Source organism: Pedobacter sp. UYP30, from assembly GCF_040547165.1.
GTDB lineage: Bacteria > Bacteroidota > Bacteroidia > Sphingobacteriales > Sphingobacteriaceae > Pedobacter.
The window spans coordinates 127,981-149,562 of record NZ_JBEPPD010000011.1 but is presented as its reverse complement, the minus strand read 5'-3'; the positions used below and the strand labels follow the sequence as shown (position 1 = coordinate 149,562).

General features: G+C 38.3%; 9 protein-coding genes. 8 read left to right on the top strand and 1 reads right to left on the bottom strand.

Annotation, left to right across the window (positions count from 1 at the left end):
• Positions 1-90: 90 nt before the first annotated feature.
• The 7 genes from ABIB40_RS13375 (at position 91) to ABIB40_RS13345 (ending at position 16,805) form a co-directional block, all read left to right on the top strand.
• Positions 91-2,535 (top strand): glycoside hydrolase family 31 protein, encoded by a 2,445-nt coding sequence (locus ABIB40_RS13375; RefSeq protein ID WP_354359881.1) that lies wholly within the window; start codon positions 91-93, stop codon positions 2,533-2,535.
• Positions 2,535-3,962 (top strand): alpha-amylase family glycosyl hydrolase, encoded by a 1,428-nt coding sequence (locus ABIB40_RS13370; protein ID WP_354359879.1) that lies wholly within the window; start codon positions 2,535-2,537, stop codon positions 3,960-3,962. The genes ABIB40_RS13375 and ABIB40_RS13370 overlap by 1 nt, the downstream gene beginning before the upstream one ends.
• Before the next feature lie 931 nt (positions 3,963-4,893).
• Positions 4,894-8,109 carry a SusC/RagA family TonB-linked outer membrane protein gene (locus tag ABIB40_RS13365; protein ID WP_354359877.1) on the top strand — a complete coding sequence of 1,072 codons (3,216 nt, stop codon included), beginning with the start codon at positions 4,894-4,896 and terminating at the stop codon, positions 8,107-8,109.
• Positions 8,110-8,120: 11 nt separating this feature from the next.
• On the top strand, positions 8,121-9,872 hold the full coding sequence (locus ABIB40_RS13360) for a RagB/SusD family nutrient uptake outer membrane protein (RefSeq protein ID WP_354359875.1): 1,752 nt from the start codon (positions 8,121-8,123) through the stop codon (positions 9,870-9,872).
• A 99-nt stretch (positions 9,873-9,971) separates the two neighbouring features.
• Positions 9,972-13,538, top strand: a complete 3,567-nt coding sequence (locus tag ABIB40_RS13355) for a VCBS repeat-containing protein (RefSeq protein WP_354359873.1) — start codon at positions 9,972-9,974, stop codon at positions 13,536-13,538.
• Positions 13,539-13,545: 7 nt separating this feature from the next.
• A complete protein-coding gene (locus tag ABIB40_RS13350; RefSeq protein WP_354359871.1) occupies positions 13,546-14,898 on the top strand; it encodes a vanadium-dependent haloperoxidase in 1,353 nt (450 codons plus the stop codon).
• A gap of 1,001 nt (positions 14,899-15,899) precedes the next feature.
• Positions 15,900-16,805, top strand: coding sequence for a metallophosphoesterase family protein (locus tag ABIB40_RS13345; RefSeq protein ID WP_354359869.1), 906 nt, complete (start codon positions 15,900-15,902; stop codon positions 16,803-16,805).
• A 459-nt stretch (positions 16,806-17,264) separates the two neighbouring features.
• On the opposite strand, the gene ABIB40_RS13340 is transcribed toward ABIB40_RS13345, so the two are convergent.
• Positions 17,265-18,836, bottom strand: a complete 1,572-nt coding sequence (locus ABIB40_RS13340; protein WP_354359867.1) for a family 43 glycosylhydrolase — start codon at positions 18,834-18,836, stop codon at positions 17,265-17,267.
• A gap of 984 nt (positions 18,837-19,820) precedes the next feature.
• On the opposite strand from ABIB40_RS13340, the gene ABIB40_RS13335 reads away from it, so the two are divergent.
• On the top strand, positions 19,821-21,440 hold the full coding sequence (locus ABIB40_RS13335) for a glycoside hydrolase family 76 protein (RefSeq protein ID WP_354359865.1): 1,620 nt from the start codon (positions 19,821-19,823) through the stop codon (positions 21,438-21,440).
• The last annotated feature ends 142 nt before the right edge of the window (positions 21,441-21,582 follow it).

Here is a 21,582-nt window from a genome sequence, read left to right as displayed (position 1 = left end):
CAAAAAAAAGATATAATGGAAAGCGTGTAAAAGCGCCCAAATTTTAACAATCTATCACAAATATTTAATATAAACTTTTACTTTAATTTAATGAAAATATCGTCTTTGTTGCTCTTTCTTTCCTTTCTTTTTGCCGTAACATCTTGTTCTGCGCAAAACAAATTAGTAAGGCAGGTTGGCGCAGTTACCTCCGTAAGTATAAATGGCCAACAAATTGATCTTTCTACCGGGCAAGCCAACATTCAAATTACGGTGTATGGCCCAAGTGTAATTAGGGTAAGAATGGATAAGGCCGCACTAAAAGACGACTTCTCTTACGCGGTTGTAGAAAAGCCAGAGAAAACCAAGTTAAGCGTAGTACAAAATAATAAGGAACTTACCGTTACCACCGATTCTATTAGAGCTGTTATACAAAAATCGCCCTTTTCTATTGTCTTTTACAATTTAAACGGCGAAGTTATAAACAAAGATGAAATGGGCTTAAGCACCTCTTGGGTTGGCGATAACGTAACCACTTACAAGCATTTGCAAGATGACGAGCGTTTTATTGGGCTGGGAGAAAAAACGGGAAATTTAGATAGACGCGGTATGGGGTATACCAATTGGAATACAGATACTTATGGGTATGCCACAAATGCAGATCCATTGTATGTTAGTATTCCGTTTTACATAGGCATTCATCATCATTTAAACTATGGAATATTTTTAGACAATACCTACCAAACCGATTTTAATTTTGGAGCAAGTAACAACAGGTTTTCTTCTTTTGGGGCTCGCGGGGGCGAGATGAATTACTACTTTATCTATCATAAAAACATGAGAGATATTATTAAATCATACACAAAATTAACAGGAAGAATGCCTATGCCGGCTTTATGGTCTTTGGGTTATCAACAAAACAGATATAGTTATTATCCACAGAATGAGGTGCTTAGAATTGCTAGAACATTGCGAGAAAAGAAAATTCCCGCTGATGGTATTACCTTAGATATTCACTATATGGATAAGTACCAATTGTTTACCTGGGATAAAAGCCGGTTTCCAGACCCCGTTGGACTAACGTCTACTTTGGATAAATTGGGTTTTAAAACCACGGTAATTGTAGATCCGGGCATTAAAGTAGAAAAAGATGCGCCCGCTTATCAGAGCGGATTAAAGAACGACATTTTTATAAAATATCCGGACAGTACCAACTATACAGCGCAAGTTTGGCCAGGTTGGTGCAACTTTCCCGATTTTACAAGCCCGAAAGGCAGAAGTTGGTGGGAGAACCAAGTTAGTTTTTTTGCAAAAAATGGGGTAAGTGGCATTTGGAATGATATGAACGAAATTGCTACCTGGGGGCAAAAAACGCCAGATAATATTTTATATGATTATGATGGGAGAGGCGCTTCAAATCTAGAAGCACACAATGTTTACGGTTTGCAGATGTCTAGAGCTAGTTATGAGGGTGCAAAAGAACAGTTTAAAAAGAGGCCTTTCATATTAACCCGAGCATCTTACGCGGGCGCTCAGCGTTATGCTGCCATTTGGACCGGAGATAACCGAGCAGAGAGCGATCACATGTTAGCGGGTGTCCGACTACTGACTAGTATGGGACTTAGCGGTGTTGCTTTTACAGGGATGGACGTTGGCGGATTTACCGGTGGCGCATCTTCTGCTTTGTTTGCAAAATGGATAGAAATAGGTGCATTTAATCCATATTTTAGAAACCATAGCGCCTTGAATACCAAATCTTCTGAGCCGTGGACGTATGGAGAAGATGTGCTGAGCATTTCTAGAAATTACATTTCTTTACGCTACCAGCTTATGCCGTATCTATATTCCTCGTTTTACGAAGCCACGCAAAACGGTATGCCATTAATGCGTTCGCTAGCCATAGATAATGCATTCGATGCAAATGTCTATAGTCCTGATTTCCAAAATCAATATCAGTTTGGCGCAGCTTTTATGGTGGCTCCTTTTGAAAACGGGAAAGATTTTGGAGAAGTTTACTACCCGAAAGGAGCATGGTACAGCCTATTTGACGATACCAAAAAAGAAGGCGAAAAATCTGAGATAATAAAATTAACAATGGACGAGCTACCGGTTTTCGTTAAAGCAGGAAGTATTATCCCAGTACAATCTATTATACAATCTACCAGCGAAAAACCTACAGACACGCTAGCCGTACACATTTACAACGGAAAAGATGCGGAAAGTTTTTTATATTATGAAGACGACGGAGCTAGTTTTAATTATGAGAAAGGCGATTTTTATAAACGGTTGATTACTTTTAATCCGAAGCAAAAAAGTATAAATTTTGCCAAGGCAGAAGGCAATTACCCAACGCAATTTAAGGTTGTAAAAATTATTTTGCACGGGTTTGAAGGAATAGAGAAGTTAGATGGCAAGAATTTGAAAAACGAAGAATACCAATGGTTAAATGGCAATCAAAACATAGATCCACAAGGTGCTGCTAGCCAGCCTAAATTCTGCAAGGTAAAAACATTAACGCTTAGCCTGTTGGCGAAAGAAACGAATTTAAATTATTAATGATGAAATATATTTACAATCAAAAAATATTGAGGTTGCTGCTTAGCGGCTTACTGATTATTTCTTTGGCCTCCTGCAAAAAGGGCGGTGCAGAAAGCAAGCCCGTGGTAAAGCCACCAGTAGTAGTTACGCCGCCGCCGAGCTATAGCGACCCAGCCGCTTATGGAACTCCATTTGCAGGTGTTCCGGCTCAAAAAGACATGGTTATGTACGAGGTTAACATCCGTTCTTTTAGTCAGCAGGCAAATTTTCAAGGCGTAATAAATAGGCTAGATTCTATCAAAGCACTTGGCGTAAATGTTATTTGGTTAATGCCAACATTCCCTGTCGGCGTTTTAAAGAGTGTTCCTCCACTTGGTTCGCCTTATGCGGTTAAAGATTATACTGCTGTTAACACCGAGTTTGGCGATCTTACCTCGTTAAGAAAATTGGTAGATTTAGCGCATGAGAAAAACATGGCCGTAATTTTTGATTGGGTTGCGGACCATACCTCTTGGGATAACGACTGGATAAAAAATAAATCTTGGTACTTGCAAGATGCTGCTGGAAATATAATAAATCCTCCGGGAACGAATTGGGCAGACGTTGCTGCACTAAATTACAATAATGCCGACATGAAAACAGCTATGCTTAGGGCACTGCGGTATTGGATTTTTACCGCCAATATAGATGGTTACCGGTGTGACTATGCAGATGCTGTTCCAGACGATTTTTGGCAAAGTACCATCGCCAACTTAAATGCTATCCCAAATAGAAAGCTTATCTTTTTGGCAGAGGGAAATAAAAAAGCTCAATTCGGTGATGGATTTCAACTCAATTATGCCTTCGATTTTTATGAAAATTTAAAAGGCATTTTTGCCGACAAGAAAACGCCTAGTACGCTTTTTGCCACCCAAACCAGCGAAATGAACAACGTGGCGAATGGCGGCACAAAACTGCGCTACACAACCAATCACGATAAAAACAACGAAGACGGCAGTCCGGCTACGGTTTATAACAACAAGTTTGGAAGCGAGGCCGCTTTTGTGTTAAGTTCTTGCCTAGATGGTGTGCCGTTACTCTACAACGGCCAAGAAGTAGCTACAGACAAGCTTATGAGTATTTTTACAAAAGACCCAATAAATTGGGCTGTAAACCCAGATGTTACTGCGGCCTACAAAAAAATCTTATCGTTTAGAAAAACTAACGAGGCCGTTAAGACTGGAACCATTACCCCTTATTACGATGCAGACGTGGTTGCATTTAAGAAAACCCTGCAAGGTAAAAGTGTTTTGGTTTTGGTAAATGTGCACAATAAAACAGTAATCTTTAACATTCCAGAAGCGTTGAAAGGCAGCGCTTGGCTAGATATTGATAAGAAACAATTTACTTTGAGCGATAACGTTACACTACAGCCCTATGAATATAAGTTGCTTTCTGAGAAATAAGCATATCGATTATATAAAACCCTTTAATTCAGGCGTTACCCAGAAAAGGGTAACGCTTTTTGTTTTATCTTTTTACCCGAACTCGTGTAAGTGCTGTAGACCTAAAGTGTATAAGTTCCACTTAGTGCATGTAGGGGTAAAAGGATGCCCTGGCAATCGTTGACGCGCATAGCCTCCAGAAAAAAAAGTCTGAGCCAGCGAGAGATTATTTTAAATGTAGATTATTATTTAGCAATAGCTACCTGTTCAAAAAAAGCTGAGGGCAAGAATTGTTTAAACAAATAATAAAAAGTATTGTAATGCAAAACCGTACCCTAAAATTCCTTTAAATTTTTAAACAGGGTGAGGTAATAAAGCCAGTTTCAGTGGGCAAGAGCCGGTTTTAAACCATTAATTACATTGCTTTAATTGGCTGTTGATAATACTTAAGCTAACTGTTGAAAATTTTCGAATTATCCGCTCGCCTATATTTTTTTTTCTAATAAGCTCTAAGATTCTCAAGGATTGAAGAATAAAGATGCACTTTTATTATACAGCTGTAATTAGCATAATTAACTTCTTAAATAAATTAAGAACATCTTATCAGTTCTGAAAAAGCGGCTGTAAAATCGGCATTCCTCCTAATTATTCGAAAAAATGGTAAAAACTAAATAACAAATTTTAAAAGAAAAAACGTTTTATGATTTCCATATTATTAATGATTAATGATTTTATGTATCAAATTTACTAATAAAATGATATATTATAATTGATTTGTTAAATATTTCCCGTTATGTATAAAACTTTAAAGGTTTTGTAATTTTGGTGTTACCATCGTTCATTGATTTATCGGCTACTCCAAATTTTTATTTAACAATGTCTTTAATTATATAATTTTTATCAAACAACCAAATTAAATTATCCAAACAAATTTTTAACCAAATCTAAATCTATGATTAATTTAAACTTTAACAGAAAGAAGTTGTTTTCTTTTGTTTTGTTCATTCTTGCGTCCTTTTCGGTGTTCGCGCAGAAAAATGTGACAGGAAAGGTAACTTCGAGCGATGACAAGGCAACGATTCCTGGCGTGTCAGTGAGCATTAAAGGATCAACTTACGGCACAGTTACCGACCAGGACGGAAGGTATTCCATTACTGTAAAAGAAGGCGCTGTGCTTACCTATTCTTATATAGGTTTCTTGCCCAAAGATGTTACCGTCGGCGCTGCTTCTACGTATGACGTAGTTTTAAAAACGTCTCTTAACGATCTTAACGATGTTGTAGTAACCGGCTACTCTAAAGAAAAGAAGAAAGACATTACCGGTTCGGTATCGGTAGTAAATGTGGAGCAATTGAAAAACATCCCAGCAGGTAGTCCAGAGCAGGCTCTACAGGGGCAAGCATCAGGATTAAACATCGTGACGTCTGGAGAGCCGGGCGGCCCTAGTAGCATCAGGATTAGAGGTATCACATCGTTGGGCAACGTAGATCCTCTAGTTATTATTGATGGCATTCAAGGCAGTTTGAGAAACATTAATTCTACAGATATTGCCTCTATTCAGGTACTAAAAGACGCAGCTTCTGCGGCGGTTTACGGTGTTCGTGGGTCTAATGGCGTTATTATCGTTACCACCAAGAAAGGAAAAGGAAAAGCTTCCATTACTTATGATGGTTATACTGGTTTTCAACAACCACCATCGGGCAATGTATTTAATTTGCTAAATCCCCAAGAAATGGCCGATGTTACTTGGCTGGCATTAAATAATTCTAATCCAAAGACCGCCAATGGCAATCCAACGCATCCACAGTATGGCAACGGAGTCAAACCTGTTTTGCCCGATTATTTATTGATAGGCACAAAAAACGGTGTTATTGGTCAACCTACGCAGGCGCAGTTAGACCAGTATAACATAGATTATGCAAAAGGTGGCATCTATCAAATTATACCTGCCAATAAACAAGGAACGGATTGGTTCCATGAAATTTTTAAAACAGCTCCTATCAATAGCCACACCATTACCGCTTCTGGTGGTTATGATAAATCTACTTATTTATATTCTCTTGGCGTATTTGATCAACAAGGTACGTTAAACGAGACTTACTTAAAAAGATATAGTTTAAGGGCGAATAATACGTTTAGCATTAAAGATAAAATTAGAGTTGGAGAAAACGCGTATATATTCTATCGTAACGCGGCCGGAACGCCACAGGGCAATCAAAATGAAGATAACCCGATTTCTCATACCTACAGGGAGCAACCTATTATCCCTGTTTATGATTACTTCGGCAATTACGCAGGATCTAGACCGGGTGGCCTTGGAAATGCGAAAAATCCGTTCGCCCAGACCGATCGAACAAAAAACAACAAAAACAACGTTTGGGACATTCAAGGAAACGTGTTTGCCGAGATAGATTTTTTGCACCATTTTACTTTTAGAAGTTCATTTGGTGGAAGTATTGATAACCAATACAGCTATGGCTTCAACTTCCAAACCTACGAAAATAACGAAAACAACGCAGCCAACAGTTTTAGCGAAAATTCTCAATACAACAGCAGCTGGACTTTTAACAATACCGTAAATTATGCTCAAGTATTTGGCAAACATTCGGTAAAAGCGTTAATAGGTATCGAGGCGGTTTCGAATTATGGTCGTGGACTTGGGGGTAACACACAAGATTATTTTACTGTAAACCCAGATTATCTAAATTTAAGTAACGGGTCTGGAACAAAAACCAATAACAGTTATGCCTACCAAGATGCGCTTTCATCTAGTTTTTTCAAAGCCGATTATTCTTATGCTGATAAATATTTGGTAAGTGCAACTGTTAGACGAGACGGCTCATCAAAATTTGGACCAGATAACCGCTACGGCGTGTTTCCTGCAGCCTCTGTGGGATGGAGAGTGTCTGCGGAAAACTTTCTAAAATCTGCGACGTGGATAGATAACTTGTTGTTAAAAGGCAGTTACGGAGTTTTGGGAAGTCAGTCTAATATCAACTCTTCAAATGCTTATACCCTATATGGTGGCGATGCAACCAATTCTTATTATGATCTTAATGGTACAAGCACTAGTTCCGTACAGGGATTTTCTTCGGCGAGAACTGGTAACAAAAAAACTAAATGGGAAGAAGACAAAGTTACAAATATTGGCTTTGATGCAACACTGTTTAAAAGTAAGTTAGATGTGTCTGTAGAATACTTCAAAAAGAGTATTAATGGCCTGCTTTTTCAAGATCAATCTCCTGCAACTTTTGGAGGTGCTGCACTTCCTTTTGTTAATATAGGCGATGTTTCTAACACAGGTGTTGATGCATCTGTTGCATATCATGGCAATGTTAATGAATTTAAATTTGATGTGGGGGCCATATTTACTACCTATAAGAGTAAGGTAGTAAATATTCCCGGAAACTTCTTTGACGCAGGTGTAAACACTAGAGTTGGCTACTTTGTTAGAAACCAAGTAGGCCATCCAATTGGTGCTTTTTATGGCTATCAAGTAGATGGTTATTTTAAGGACGCGGCAGATGTATCTAGTTCCGCTACGCAAGCTGACGCCGCGCCTGGCCGTTTCAAATATGCGGATATAAACGGAGATAAGAAAATTAGCTCAGATGACCGTACATTTTTTGGAGATCCAAATCCTGATTTTACCTACGGTTTAAACTTGGGTGCGAATTATAAAGGTTTTGATTTATCTGCCTTCTTCTATGGTTCGCAGGGTAACCAAGCAATAAACTTTTTAAAGTACTACACAGATTTCTACTCAGGTTTTATTGGGGTAAAGGGTAAAGATTTGCTTTACAACTCCTGGACTCCAACCAGACTTAATCCAAAAACGCCGATTGCGGAAGACGCGTCGAATTTTAGTACTAATACTGTAGCTTCGTCTTATTATCTAGAGGATGCATCGTTTCTAAAATTGAGATCTTTAATTCTTGGATACACAATTTCTCCGGAAAAATTAAAAAGATTTGGCATAGATAGAGTAAGGGTTTATTTACAAGGTGCTAATTTATTTACAATAACAAAATACAGCGGCTTAGATCCAGAACTGATAGGGGCGGCAAAAGATACCCAAAGTAACGATACAGCTGCTTTTGGGCTCGACTTCGGCAATTACCCTAATAACCAAAGAAATTACAATTTAGGCGTGAGTCTTACTTTTTAAACAACAATAAGATGAAAAGAACTTTAAAAATAACACTAGCATTAGGCCTTTCAACTGGGATGTTGCTCTACGCTTGTAAGAAAGATTTTTTAGATAAAGCTCCTTTAGGAACTTTAGATCCAACAACGGTGGCAAACTCCGCCGGTGTTGGTAAAATACTTATCGGCGCTTATTCCTTAATTAATGGGTTTGGCTCATCCGGTCAGGGATATGGTACCGGGCCATCTAACTGGATATTCGGCAGCGTGGCTGCAGATGATGCTTATAAAGGCTCTGAAGCTGGAGATCAGTCAGATATCCTCTCTATTGAGACATATTCAGCAAACTCGGCAAATTCTTTTTTTAACGACAGGTGGACATTTATGTTGGCTGCTGTACAAAGAACAAATGATGTGTTGAGAGTGATGGCTTTGGCAACAGATATGTCTGCAGACGAAAAGAAATCAACAGAAGCAGAAGCAAGATTTTTAAGGGCATATTACAATTTTGAAATGAAAATCGTTTTTAACAAAATACAGATTGTGGATGAAAGTATCTCTTATGAAAACGGTAATTTGTTGGTGCCAAACGATAAAGATGCCTGGCCATTCATAGAGGCGGATATGAAATTTGCAGTAGAAAATTTACCGGCGACCCAACCAGCTGTTGGTCGTGTTAATAGTTGGGCGGCCAAGGCATTCTTAGCGAGAATTTATCTTTACCAACACAAATATACAGACGCAAGGCCGATATTTGCTGATGTAATTGCAAACGGAACTACTTCATCCGGCGTTAAATACAATCTAGTACCTTTTGCGGATAATTTCAACGCAATTACAAAAAATAGTGCGGAAGCGGTGTTTTCTGCTCAGTATTCTGTTAACGATAATTCTGGCGGAAATGGCGGTAGCAGAACCGAGATATTAAATTATCCATCTAACGGTGGTCCAGGAGGCTGTTGTGGATTCTTTCAACCTACGCAAAGTTTGGTTAATTCATTTCGTGTAGATGCAAATGGCCTTCCTTTTCTAGATAATTTTAACGACGTCGATGTAAAGAATGATCAAGGAATTGAATCAGATAAACCATTTACTCCTGAAACAGCGGCATTAGATCCTCGGTTAGATGAGACGGTGGGTAGAAGAGGTATTCCGTATTTAGATTGGGGACTTCATCCGGGAAAGAACTGGGTACGTGACCAGAATAGTGGCGGACCTTATGCGCCTATTAAAAATGTGTATTATAAAACCCAACAAGCATCTTTGACAGACAAATCTTTTTGGTCTACTGGTGTTAATGCAAATAATTACACCATAATTCGTTTTGCGGATGTATTGCTAGAATCTGCAGAAGTAGAAACTGAGCTCGGCAATATGGCTGGTGCATTGGCTTTGGTTAATCGGGTAAGAGCGAGGGCGGCAAACCCGATTGGTTGGGTTAAAACTTATAAAGACAACTCAGATCCTTCTAAAGGCTTTACAAATACCCCTGCCGCAAATTATAAAATCGGTCTTTATCCTTCGTTCCCTACAAAAGAATATGCCCAAAAGGCAGTAAGGTTCGAAAGAAAATTGGAATTGGCAATGGAAGGTCAACGATTCTTCGATTTGGTAAGATATGGTACTGCTGATGTGGTACTAAATAATTTCATTGCTAAAGAAAAATCCAGACGTTCCTATTTTACCAATGCTTCTTTTACAAAAGGAAAGAATGAGTATTTTGCAATTCCGCTAACTCAAATAGATCTAAGTAAAGGAACATTGACCCAAAATCCTGGATATTGATAGTTAGAGTTAAATAAATTAAATTTGCTAGTCCTTAAAATGCCACATTTTTTCGTTGGCATTTTAAGGACTTTTGCATTATAAAAGCCAACATACTCCATGCGTACCAAATATTTCGTATTTCTATTTCTATCCATTCTGTGTGTCTCTTGTAAAAATAACCCAACGCTTTTTAGCCTGGTTGAGAGCAATGTAAGTGGAGTTACTTTTAACAATAAGATTACCGAAACAGATTCTGTAAACATCTTAGATTTTTCGAACGTTTATAACGGTGGCGGCGTTGGCATTGGAGATTTTAACGGAGACGGTTTGCCAGATATTTATTTTGCGGGTAACGAGGTTAGCAACAAACTATATTTAAACAAAGGAAATTTTAAGTTTGAAGATGTTACCGCAAAAGCTCATGTAGAAGGTAAAGGTAGGTGGGCAAGAGGCGTAACTGTAGTAGATATTAACAACGATGGTTTAGATGACATTTATGTGTGCGAAACCATCAAAAAGAAATCAAAAGATCGAGAAAACCTGTTGTATGTTAATCAGGGAGTTGATAAAAATGGAGTTCCGATTTTTAAAGAGATGGCGGCCGAATATGGGTTAAATGACGATAGCCACTCTACAATGGCTACTTTTTTTGATTATGATGGAGATGGAGATTTGGATTGTTTCATCGCAGTAAATGAAATTGTAGACGGCGATTATCCAAACAGATTTAGGCCAAGACTAACTCATGGAGAACATGCTAGCACAGACCGTCTATATCGTAATGATGGCGATAAAGGCAAAGGCCATCCGTTTTTTACAAATGTTTCTAAACAAGCCGGCATTACTATAGAAGGCTACAGCCATCAGGCATCAGTTTCTGATATAAATGGAGACGGCTACCCAGATATTTTTGTGTCAAACGATTACATTTCAAATGACATTTTATACATCAATAACGGAAACGGAACATTTACAGACAAAAGCGAATCTTATTTTAAACATACGGCGGCGAACGCCATGGGTGCAGATATTACAGATATTAACAATGATGGTTTGCCAGATGTTATTGAACTAGACATGAATCCGGAAGATAATTTTAGGAAAAAGATGATGATGAATGCCAACAGCTATCAGACTTATCAAAATATCGATGAATTTAAATATCAATATCAGTATGTTAGAAATATGCTGCACATTAACCAAGGTCCGCGCGTTACTCAAAACGATTCTATTGGGGATCACGCTTTCAGTGAGATTTCTTTTGCTGCAGGTATGGCGCAAACAGATTGGAGTTGGACACCCATGGTAACAGATTTTGACAACGACGGCTTAAAAGACATTGTTATTACCAACGGCTTTCCAAAAGACATTACAGATCACGATTTTGGTACTTTTAGAAATGAGGCATTTGCTTTGGTGAGCAAAAAAGACTTATTAAAGGAAATTCCAGAAGTTAAAATCCATAATTATGCTTATAAAAACAATGGTAACCTTACCTTTACAAACGAATCTACAGATTGGGGTTTGACAGAAAAATCATTCTCTAATGGCGCAGCTTACGCCGATTTAGATGGCGATGGCGCTATGGATATGATTGTAAATAATATTAACGATCAAGCATTTATCTTTAAAAATAACCTGCGAAAGTTAAAGCCAGATTCCTCCAACTATCTTCAAGTTTCTTTAAAAGGCAACAACCTGAACAAAAAAGGGTTCGGCGCTATCGTAACGCTTTATACCAAAAATGGTAAACAAGTTTGGGAAAATTATCCCGCCCGCGGCTACTTAACATCCGTAGAAGACATTGGGCATTTCGGGTTAGGTAAGCTATCTACAATAGATTCATTAAAAATTCAATGGACAGACCACCGAGTGCAGGTAATCAAAAAGGTGAAGGTTAATCAAAAATTGGTTTTAAATTATGCAGCTGCCCACCAAGTTATCATTCCTGTAAAGGAGCAATTTGCAAAAAACAGCTTGTTTACAAATGTTACCGATAAGGTAAAAGTAAAATACGTGCACCCAGAAAACGATGTTATCGATTTTAACATTCAAAAGCTATTGCCCCATAAGCTGTCAGATTTTGGGCCAGCGTTGGCAGTAGGCGACTTAAACGGCGACGGAATGGATGATTTTATTAGTGGTGGATCTAGCACATACAGCGCTCAGCTATTTTTTCAGCAGAAAGACGGCACATTTAAGCAAAAACCATTGCTTAGCGCCAACGTGCTGGCTACAAAATTAAGCTACGATACCGGAATTTTGCTTTTCGATGCTGATGCCGACGGGGATTTGGACATTTACATAGCCAGTGGCGGATACGAAAGTGAGAGAAATACCAAGCCATATCAAGATAGACTTTATTTAAACGACGGTAAGGGGAATTTTAAAGAGGCAAACGATGCAATTCCGGTTAATTATACAAGTAAATTTTGCGTAAGAGCTGCTGATTATGATAGAGATGGAGATTTAGATTTGTTTGTATCAGGACGTGTTGACCCATGGTTTTATCCTAGACCAGTTTCTAGCTTTATTTTTCGGAACGATAGTAAAAATGGAGTTGCAAAATTTACAGACGTAACCAAGCAGGTTGCAAAAGGTTTACAGAACGCGGGGATGATTTGCGACGCGGTTTTTAGCGATTACAACAACGATGGTTGGCCAGACCTAGTATTAACGGGCGAATACATGCCCATAACTTTTTTAAAGAACGTAAAAGGTTCTTTTGTTGCAGACACCAAAGATAGTGGTATAGCAGGAATTAAGGGGAGTTGGAATAGCATTATCGCAGGCGATTTTGATAACGACGGAGATATGGATTATGTGGTTGGAAACATGGGAAAGAATTCTTTTTATAGGGCTAGTAAACAATATCCTATAGGTATTATGGCCGCAGATTTTGATCACAACGGAAGTTATGATGCATTTCCGTTTGTGTACTTAAAAGATCAAGAGGGGAAGATGAAAAAATATCCTGCCCAAAACAGAGATGATTTGGTAAAACAGATGATTAGTTTAAGAACCACTTACCAGAACTACAAATCTTTTGCAACAGCAACATTAGACGAGATTCTCTCTACCTATAAACCCAAATCAGAATTAACTGTAACGATAAATTATCCATATTCAGCTTTTTTAAAAAACGAGGGAAATGGGAAGTTTAGCTTAACACCACTACCAAAAGAAGCCCAAGTGTCTGTTTTAAATGGGTTTTCTGTAGGAGATTGGGATGGAGACGGAAATTTAGATTTAGCAATTAATGGAAATGATTTTGGTGGCGAAGTTTCTGGTGGTAGATATGACGCATTAAACGGCTTGGTTTTAAAAGGGAACGGTAAGGGTGGTTTTTCGCCAGTTTCTATATTAAAAAGTGGTTTTTACATTCCCGGTAACGGTAAAGCACTTGTAAAATTAAGGCAAACAACTGGAAAAACTTTGTTGGCCGCTAGTGAGAATAGAGGTCCACTAAGGGTTTTCCAATCTAACCAACCCACCAAAAATTTAACCGTTAATTTAGATGATGTCTCTGGAATGATTACCTTTAAAAATGGAAAGAAAAGAAAAATTGAATTATATTACGGCAACTCCTTTTTATCGCAATCGGCAAGATTTATAGAGGTTCCTAAAAATGCCAGCTCTATAAGATTAACCAATTTTAGGGGTGTTTCCAGAAAAGTTTACTAATAGTATAATGAATAGAAAAAATTTAAAAGTATCTTCCTCGTTTAAAGCGTTTTCGCTTGTAGTGTTATCAATCATTTTTATAAGTTCCTGTAAAAATAAAAATGTAAAAATAAAAGACGTTGATATTCTTCATCAAAACGAAGATCAACTGACTAAAATAATTATTTACGACGTTTTTACGCCTCCAGTAGCCAGTAGAATATATGCGTATTCATCACTTGCGGCCTATGAAACATTGAGGAATAAAGACCCAAAAGCAGTATCTTTTACTGATAGATTAAATGGTTTTGCCCCGATGCCAAAGCCTGAAAAAGGAAAGGACTACAATTATACTTTCGCTGCAACCAAAGCTTTTTTTGCCGTAGTGCATAAAATGGTGTTTTCTTTAGATTCCTTAACCGCTTATGAAAACAAGGTGGATTTACAATTTAAAGATGAGCTCTCGCCAGAAGTTTATGAAAGATCTGTAGCTTTTGGCGACAGCATAGGTAAGACCATTTTAATAAGGGCGAATGCAGATGGGTACATTAAAAGCAGGGGGAAAGCGCGCTACTTGGGAAGTAATTTACCAGGCAAATGGCGCCCCACAGCGCCCGATTATTCTGATGCCGTAGAGTGGTGTTGGAATGATATAAAAACACTGGCCATAGACCGAAATTTCTTAGAAAAGAACTTGTTAAAACCTGTTCCATATAGCTTGGATCCAAAGAGTGCCTACTATAAACAATTAGATTCTGTTTATCATCTAACCAAAAACCTAAGCCAAGAGCAAAAAGAAATTGCCACCTTTTGGGATGACAATCCATTTACCGTTCAACACTCAGGCCACATGATGTTTGGAAACAAGAAAATAACACCAGGCGGCCATTGGATGTACATTGCGAGCATTGCATGTAAAAAAACCCATGTTGATCTCCTCAAAACCGCGCAGGTTTACGCCGCCACATCTATTTCGTTATTCGACGGCTTTATTGGCTGTTGGAATCTTAAATACATTTACAGCACTGTTCGGCCGATAACCCTTATCAACGAATACATAGATAAAGATTGGAACCCAATGCTTCAAACTCCCCCATTTCCAGAATATCCAAGTGCCCACAGTACCATTACAAGATCAACCGCCATTGTTTTATCGCATTTTTTTGGAAATAATTTCGAATTCGAAGACACCAGCGAAATGAAGTATATTGGCATGAAGAGAAAGTTTAAATCTTTTTTGCAAGCAGCAGACGAAGCTTCCATAAGCAGAGTTTATGGTGGAATTCATTATAAATATAGCGTAGACCAAGGTGCAGAGGAAGGAAAGAAGATCGGAAATATTATTGTTAAAAAATTGGACATTGGTAGAGAGGAGAAATAGAAATTTTTCACTCTTTTGATGATAAAGAAGTCCTGATTTAGTATTTTTGATCATTGAGTATGTGTTTAAAATTCGATAAGATAAAATTGCTATAGTCAACTCGGTGGGGTGGCCTAGCAACTATTTGGAGGAAAAAACGCTCAGAGGGAAATAAGAAGTCGGAAATCAGAATACGCAATTCATAGTAAATTAAGCTCCCCTCCTTCTTTTAGGAGGGGCTGGGGCAATGCATTAACTTAATAAAATCGTTTGTTAAAGGTTTGTTATATTTCATATAAATCAATATAAATGACGTTTTTGTTTAAGCTCGCATAGCCAGTACGGTGGGATCGGCCTAGCAGCAGTGTGGAGGAAAAAACGCTGGAAGCTGCTTGCAGAAACCGGACACTTTGCAGCTACGAAGAGGATTCGCAGCCGCGCGAGGTTATGAGCAAGGGGAGGCCTCGAAGCATCGATGTAAAACAGCTTGGCGAGTTTTTGCCCAAAGAGGTGCCAGCCTTGATTTTTTGTAAACTTTTTTATCAAGAAAAAAGTTTGAAGCCCGTGCGGCTAGCACAGCGTGAGACGGGGCGGAGGTCTTTTTTGGTGAGGCCGAATGAAGGGGTAGTAGAAGTCAAATAATATTACATTTATTTGATATTCAATTGATTATAAATAATGTCAATGGTAAGGCTGTGAAAAATCTCACAACTAGGCGCAGATATTTATTATTACCTACATGTGAGATGTCTCCTATCGTCGACATGACGCCGCCAGGATTCTTAAATTAATGACATTGGGGGTTGGGGGTGATTGGGTAAGGCCTCGAATCAGCGATACTAAACAGCTTGGCGAATTTTTACCCAGAGAGGTGCCCGGCTTGAGTTTATTCACGAATGGTTATTGATTAAACGCATTCATGAGCTCGGAGAAATACTCGGTTTGTCTCTTTTTGTCAAGAAAAAGAGAGACGCCCCTCCGGCTAGGAGAACGTATAGGTAATCTTTTTTTAAAAATATATAATGGAAAGAAGGTCTGTTTTAAAGGGTTTGGGTAGTTTAGCGTTGCTGCCTGCAATTAATTTTGGGTTGAAGAATGATGCCAAAGAACCTGTTCTTAGGTTGGCACACATTACCGATGTACATCTGAAAAATGATTTTGGAGCGCCCGCAAAATTTACCAAATGCCTGCATCATGTGCAGCAACAATCTCCAAAGGTAGATTTTATTTTAAACGGTGGCGATGTTGTCTTCGATATGAATAAAGAGAATATTTCTGTAATTGATGCTCAATGGAAACTTCAGCAGGATATTATTAAAAATGAATGTTCATTGCCAACGGTCTATGCATTAGGCAATCACGATATCTGGTGGAACGAAGATAGTAAAGGGGACGTTTTTTATGGCAAAAAATATTCTATGAACAAACTAGAGCTAAATAAGGCCTACTATAGTTTCATTAAAAAAGGTTGGAAATTTATCGTTTTAGATAGCACACATCTGGATATAGACGATACATGGTACATTGGTAAGCTTGGCGAAGAACAGTTTAACTGGCTAGAAAACGAACTAAAATCTACCAATTTGGAAACTCCGGTTTTGGTAATGTCTCATATTCCAATATTAACCGCGCTTCTAATGATTGAGGATAATATCGTTAATAAATGGACGATGCTTGGGGGAGATATGCATACCGATACCGCAAAAATCATCAATCTTTTTTATCAACATCCAAATGTTAAGCTGGCTTTAAGTGGCCATTTACACATGAGAGATAAGGTAATTTATAACAATGTAACGTACCTGTGTAACGGCGCAGTATGTGGCTCCTGGTGGAAAGGTAACCGAAGAGAAACCGCCCCAGGTTATGGTTTGATAGATTTATTTGCCGATGGAAGTTTTGAAGAAAAGTATGTAAATTATTTATAGTCCAAATCAAAAAAATCACTACTTCTTAGAAAGCATTTTGGGTGTTTTCATTGTTTTCTCGTGGGTTACGGAATTGACAATTAAAAATGTAATGAAATTGAAGGATGTTGTTGATGTTTAAATAAAATGATAGAATGTGAATTTTTAGAAGATAGACTATTTGTAATTAGAGTAACAGCCGACAAAAACAGGCCTATTTTACGTTAATAAATGGCAAAAATTTTTTGAAAAAAAGCTTTAATCCAGTAATTGCACGCTTATTAACAATTAATACAGCTATTGGAATCAGCGACCTCGACATAATTTGTTTTCTCACAGACAAGCGAGAATTTAAACAATTGATTACTTATATTTGTAGGGGAAATCAGTTTTATAATAGGTAAGCGGCATGAAAACCCAGTTTAAACGACCCATTGCCAGACTCAACTTATCAATGGGGCGTTTAAACTGACTGATAATTTATTTCAATTTCCTATTTCCATCCAAACCTTCATATTTAAAGTTTTTGAATTCAACATTACCTTCGCCAATAGAAAATAGCGCGGGCTTTAAATAACCCCAGCCGCCTAAAGTATTGGTTTCATAACCAGACATTTGGCTAACCAAATCCGTTCTTGTCCACTCTTTGCCATCCAAACTGTAATAATACAACAGGTCGTTATGGTCGTTTTTTAGCCTTAAGTAAACCATATCTTGTTTAATCTCATTTGATTCTCTACTTCTCTGCCCTCTATTGTTTACCCGATAAATGTGGTGGTCAGAAAATTCTAAACCAGCATAATATTCTTGATTGTAATACAACATCAGCCCGCCGCTTGCGGTATTGGTTCCTGCACTTACCGCTACGGTTACTTGGTAAGAGTCGTTTCCTGGCATAATGGGCAAAGGTTGGGTTTCAGCAATTGATTTCCCTAAACCTTTAATGGTTAAGGCTCCGCTATCTACAGTAAATCGGTCTTTATGCTCATTTTTTAACACATTCCACTGACTGCCCAATTGCTTACCCTCAAAATCGTCAGACAATTTCATGCCATGAATAACTGCTTTGCCCATAGGTTTTTTTAAGGGTTTTGCTACGTCTGCGGTATCGGGCACTTTACACCAGCCATCTTTTGTCCATTCTATTGGCAACAATAAGGTTTGCCTGCCAATCGTTTTGTTGGCGTTTTCAAAGCCATGAAAAACAATCCACCACTTTCCATCAGGCGAATCTACAAGTGTTCCATGGCCTATCGATGCCCATTTGTTATCTCTATTTGTGTTTCTAACAATGGGATTGTAAGGGCTGTTTTCCCAAGGTCCAAAAGGCGTTTTAGATCTTGCTGAAACTACCATGTGGCTCGTAGCTGGTCCCGCAGTTCCACCCTCGGCTGCCGTTATATAATAATAACCGTTGTGGTACGTAAATTTAGGCGACTCCAAACAGAAGCATTCCACAATCCAGTCTTTTGGGAAAACCCAGCCTTTATAATTTTGTTCCATCTTGCCGGTTACACTTAAACCGTCAGCAGCCAATGAAACCATACCACCGCCGGCAAGGTTCAGGTATCTTTTTCCATCTTGCCCAGCAACGTGTCCGGGATCTATTCCTCCAACTTTTAAATCGACAGGTTTGCTCCAGGGACCGGCAGGATTCTTTGCTGTTACCACCCAATTGGTGCCTCCCGCAGGAAAATAAATGTAAAACAAACCTTTGTATTTAATAATATCTGGCGCCCAAACGCCGCCGACAAAATCATTTAGAGCGTGTGCAATGGGTTTCCAATTTACAAGGTCATGAGATTGCCAAATCAATAGTCCCGGCAGGTTGTCAAAAGAAGAATGCGTCATGTAATAACTGTTGCCATCCCTTACTATTGAAGGATCTGCGTAGTTGCCACGTAAAATTGGATTTACGAAATAGCCATTTCCTTGATCTGCATGATATTGGTTTTCTATGCTTTTTACGCTGGTTTTTGATTGGCTATAGGAGGCTAATCCGTTACATATCAGAAGCACTAAAATGCCATAGGTTTTAATTTTTCGATTCATTTTTGGTTTATATTGGTGTGTGAGGTAAAGATGCAGAAATATTAAAATAGAGAATAGTCAAATCGTACCTGCTTTTATACAATCTGTTCATTTTTTCTACCAAAGGTGATAAAATTATCCCGATTCCATACCTGAGTAGAACCGTTTTATACGAGTACCAAGCTTTCTTAAAGTTGTTTTATCACATAGTTGTTAAGTTCCTTACCTGATGAAATTATTTTCGTTTTGCTTTTTTCCTCGAGCTTTAACTAAATATTTTCTGTGTTGCTTTCTTCTAACTTTATTAAACCAGTATGGTTTTGGCCAGAAAATAGATGGCGTTATTACGGTTTGCCGTAAATTTCTTAAATGATAGATAGTAGGATAAGTTGTGCATCCGTTCTTTTTATTCAGCATTATCTAACTGATTTTTTGAACATCGTCGGCTAAAAGAAAATGTCTCATAGCGCCAGAAGCATTTTACAGAAACTGTTTTTAAGCTTTATATTTTTCGCATGGCGGATGTATAACCCAAAACCGGTAGGCTCTTCGCTAAACACCGTGCTTTCTAGATGACACTTTAAATTTTCAAAAATTTTGGGCAAATCAGAAATTATTGACCCGTTAGAATGATTGATTAATAAGAGGTCGTGAATCATCATGTTTTTCACATTAGGTCCAGGCACACACGCAATGATTTTGCAGCTACTACTTTCGCTCGTTTCAACCATATTATTGGTTTTCAGCAGCCTTAAAAAATTATAAATGGCATAAAGAATACTCGAGATTGAAACTACTGTAACTTGTCAATCCTCAGTTGACACTTCAAGTTACAGCACAACAAATTGTATTGGTCTCTAGATAAAAAGAATATAACGTCAAAAAAAATGAACGAATGGCTGCGATTTTTTGTCTATTAAGCACGTCTTTTGTGTAAGCTTATTGTAAAATTAAGCGAAATAAAACTAATCGATTTTCTAACCACTATGCTTTATCCCAAAGTTTATGAACCACAAAATTATTAATGGAAAGTTAAGCGTTGCGCTAATATGCGTGGCAGCTACAGTTTTTGAGCTCAGCTCCTGTAAAAAAACTAACCCGGATGTATTGTTGCCAAGTGCGAAAGTTGAGAACGCCCAATCGGTAGCAAACGCGCTGGCTTTGTTAGATGTAAACGCCAATGCCGATGCATCATTTAATGCTTACAACAACAGTTTTCTGGTTACCTCAGGCAACACGCAGTATTATAAAGAAGCGCTAAATGTTTCCTCTAAGGATTATTTTTGGCGACAAGCGCTAGATATCCAAATGGTTGAAGATGTGTACGTAAGAACCAAAAGCACCGCGCATAAAACCTTGATTACCAATTTGCTAAATACATTCTTACAGCAAAACCAAGGCAATGGTGGTTTGTATGATTGGAATTGGAATGACTATAATGATGATCTTCAATGGGCTGGAATAGCGTTTGCCCGCGGCTATCAGATAACAGGAAATAATACCTTTTTAAACCAAGCGAAATATGCTTTTAACCGCAGTTATGATCGTGGATGGACAAATGAGTTAGGTGGCGGATTATGGTGGGATGTTTCTCATCAGGATAAATCGGGGTTGAGCAATAACCCTGAAATGATTTTGGGATGCTACATCTATGAAGCCACCAAAGACGCGAGCTATCTAAATAAATCTATTGCCATATATAACTGGGTAAAATCAAAAATTTATAACCAATCTACCGGCGCCGTTTACGAGAATATTAAGCCCGACGGCACGGTTAGTTCATCTGCCAATGTGTACAATATAGGCGCTTTTGTTGGTGCCGCAAATCACCTGCACCGTTTAACGGGCAACGCTATGTATTATGACGATGCAAAGCGCTCTGTTGATTATGTAAAAAACAACAAAACTGTTGGCGGTATTATGACCAATGGCACCAGACAAGGTACTTGGCAGTCGGAATTTGCGCGAGGTCTTGGCGAATTTGTACGAGACAATAATCTTTGGAGTACCTATTACAGCTGGATGAAACAAAACGCAGATGCCGCTTGGAATAGAAGACGAACAGATAAAAACCTAATTTGGAATAACTGGACATCAACCACGCCAAGCGACAACATCACTGCTGCGTTAGAATGTGTTGGAGGCGTAATTATGCAACAAGTAACACCAACCTCGCAACCTGCTGGTATTGCCGACAACGCGGTTTATAGGCTAACACCCAAAGTAAATGCAAATAGTTCTTTAGATATATTAGGAATGCCAAGCAGTTCGCTTGTTGAGATTTGGCAATGGAACTCCGGCCCTAATCAAAAATTTAAACTTATTTCATCCGGGTACGGTTATTATAGATTAGTGCCTCAACACAACACGGCAACTTCTTTGGATGTTACAGGGGCTAGCGCCGCAAACAATACGCCTATGGAAATTTATAATACCCAGAGCAATAATTCTGCACAGTTATTTAAAATGGTTTATGATTATGATGGTTATTACAAATTAAAACCAAAATGTGCGCCTTCAAGTTGCGTTAACGTAACTGGCGGTAATACAGCTAATGGTACCAAATGTGTGTTATGGCAAGAATCAAACAGCGATAACGAACGCTTTTCGCTGGCGGTTCAGTAGTTAATTTCACAAATAATCAGTATAATATTCTGTATGATAGTTTTTAAGCTTTAAGCTTTTCTATAAAATATGGTTAGTTTGATTGAGGGCTGGACAGATTGTTCGGTCCTCTTTTTAAATAATCTTTTAGGTTGGTTAACTC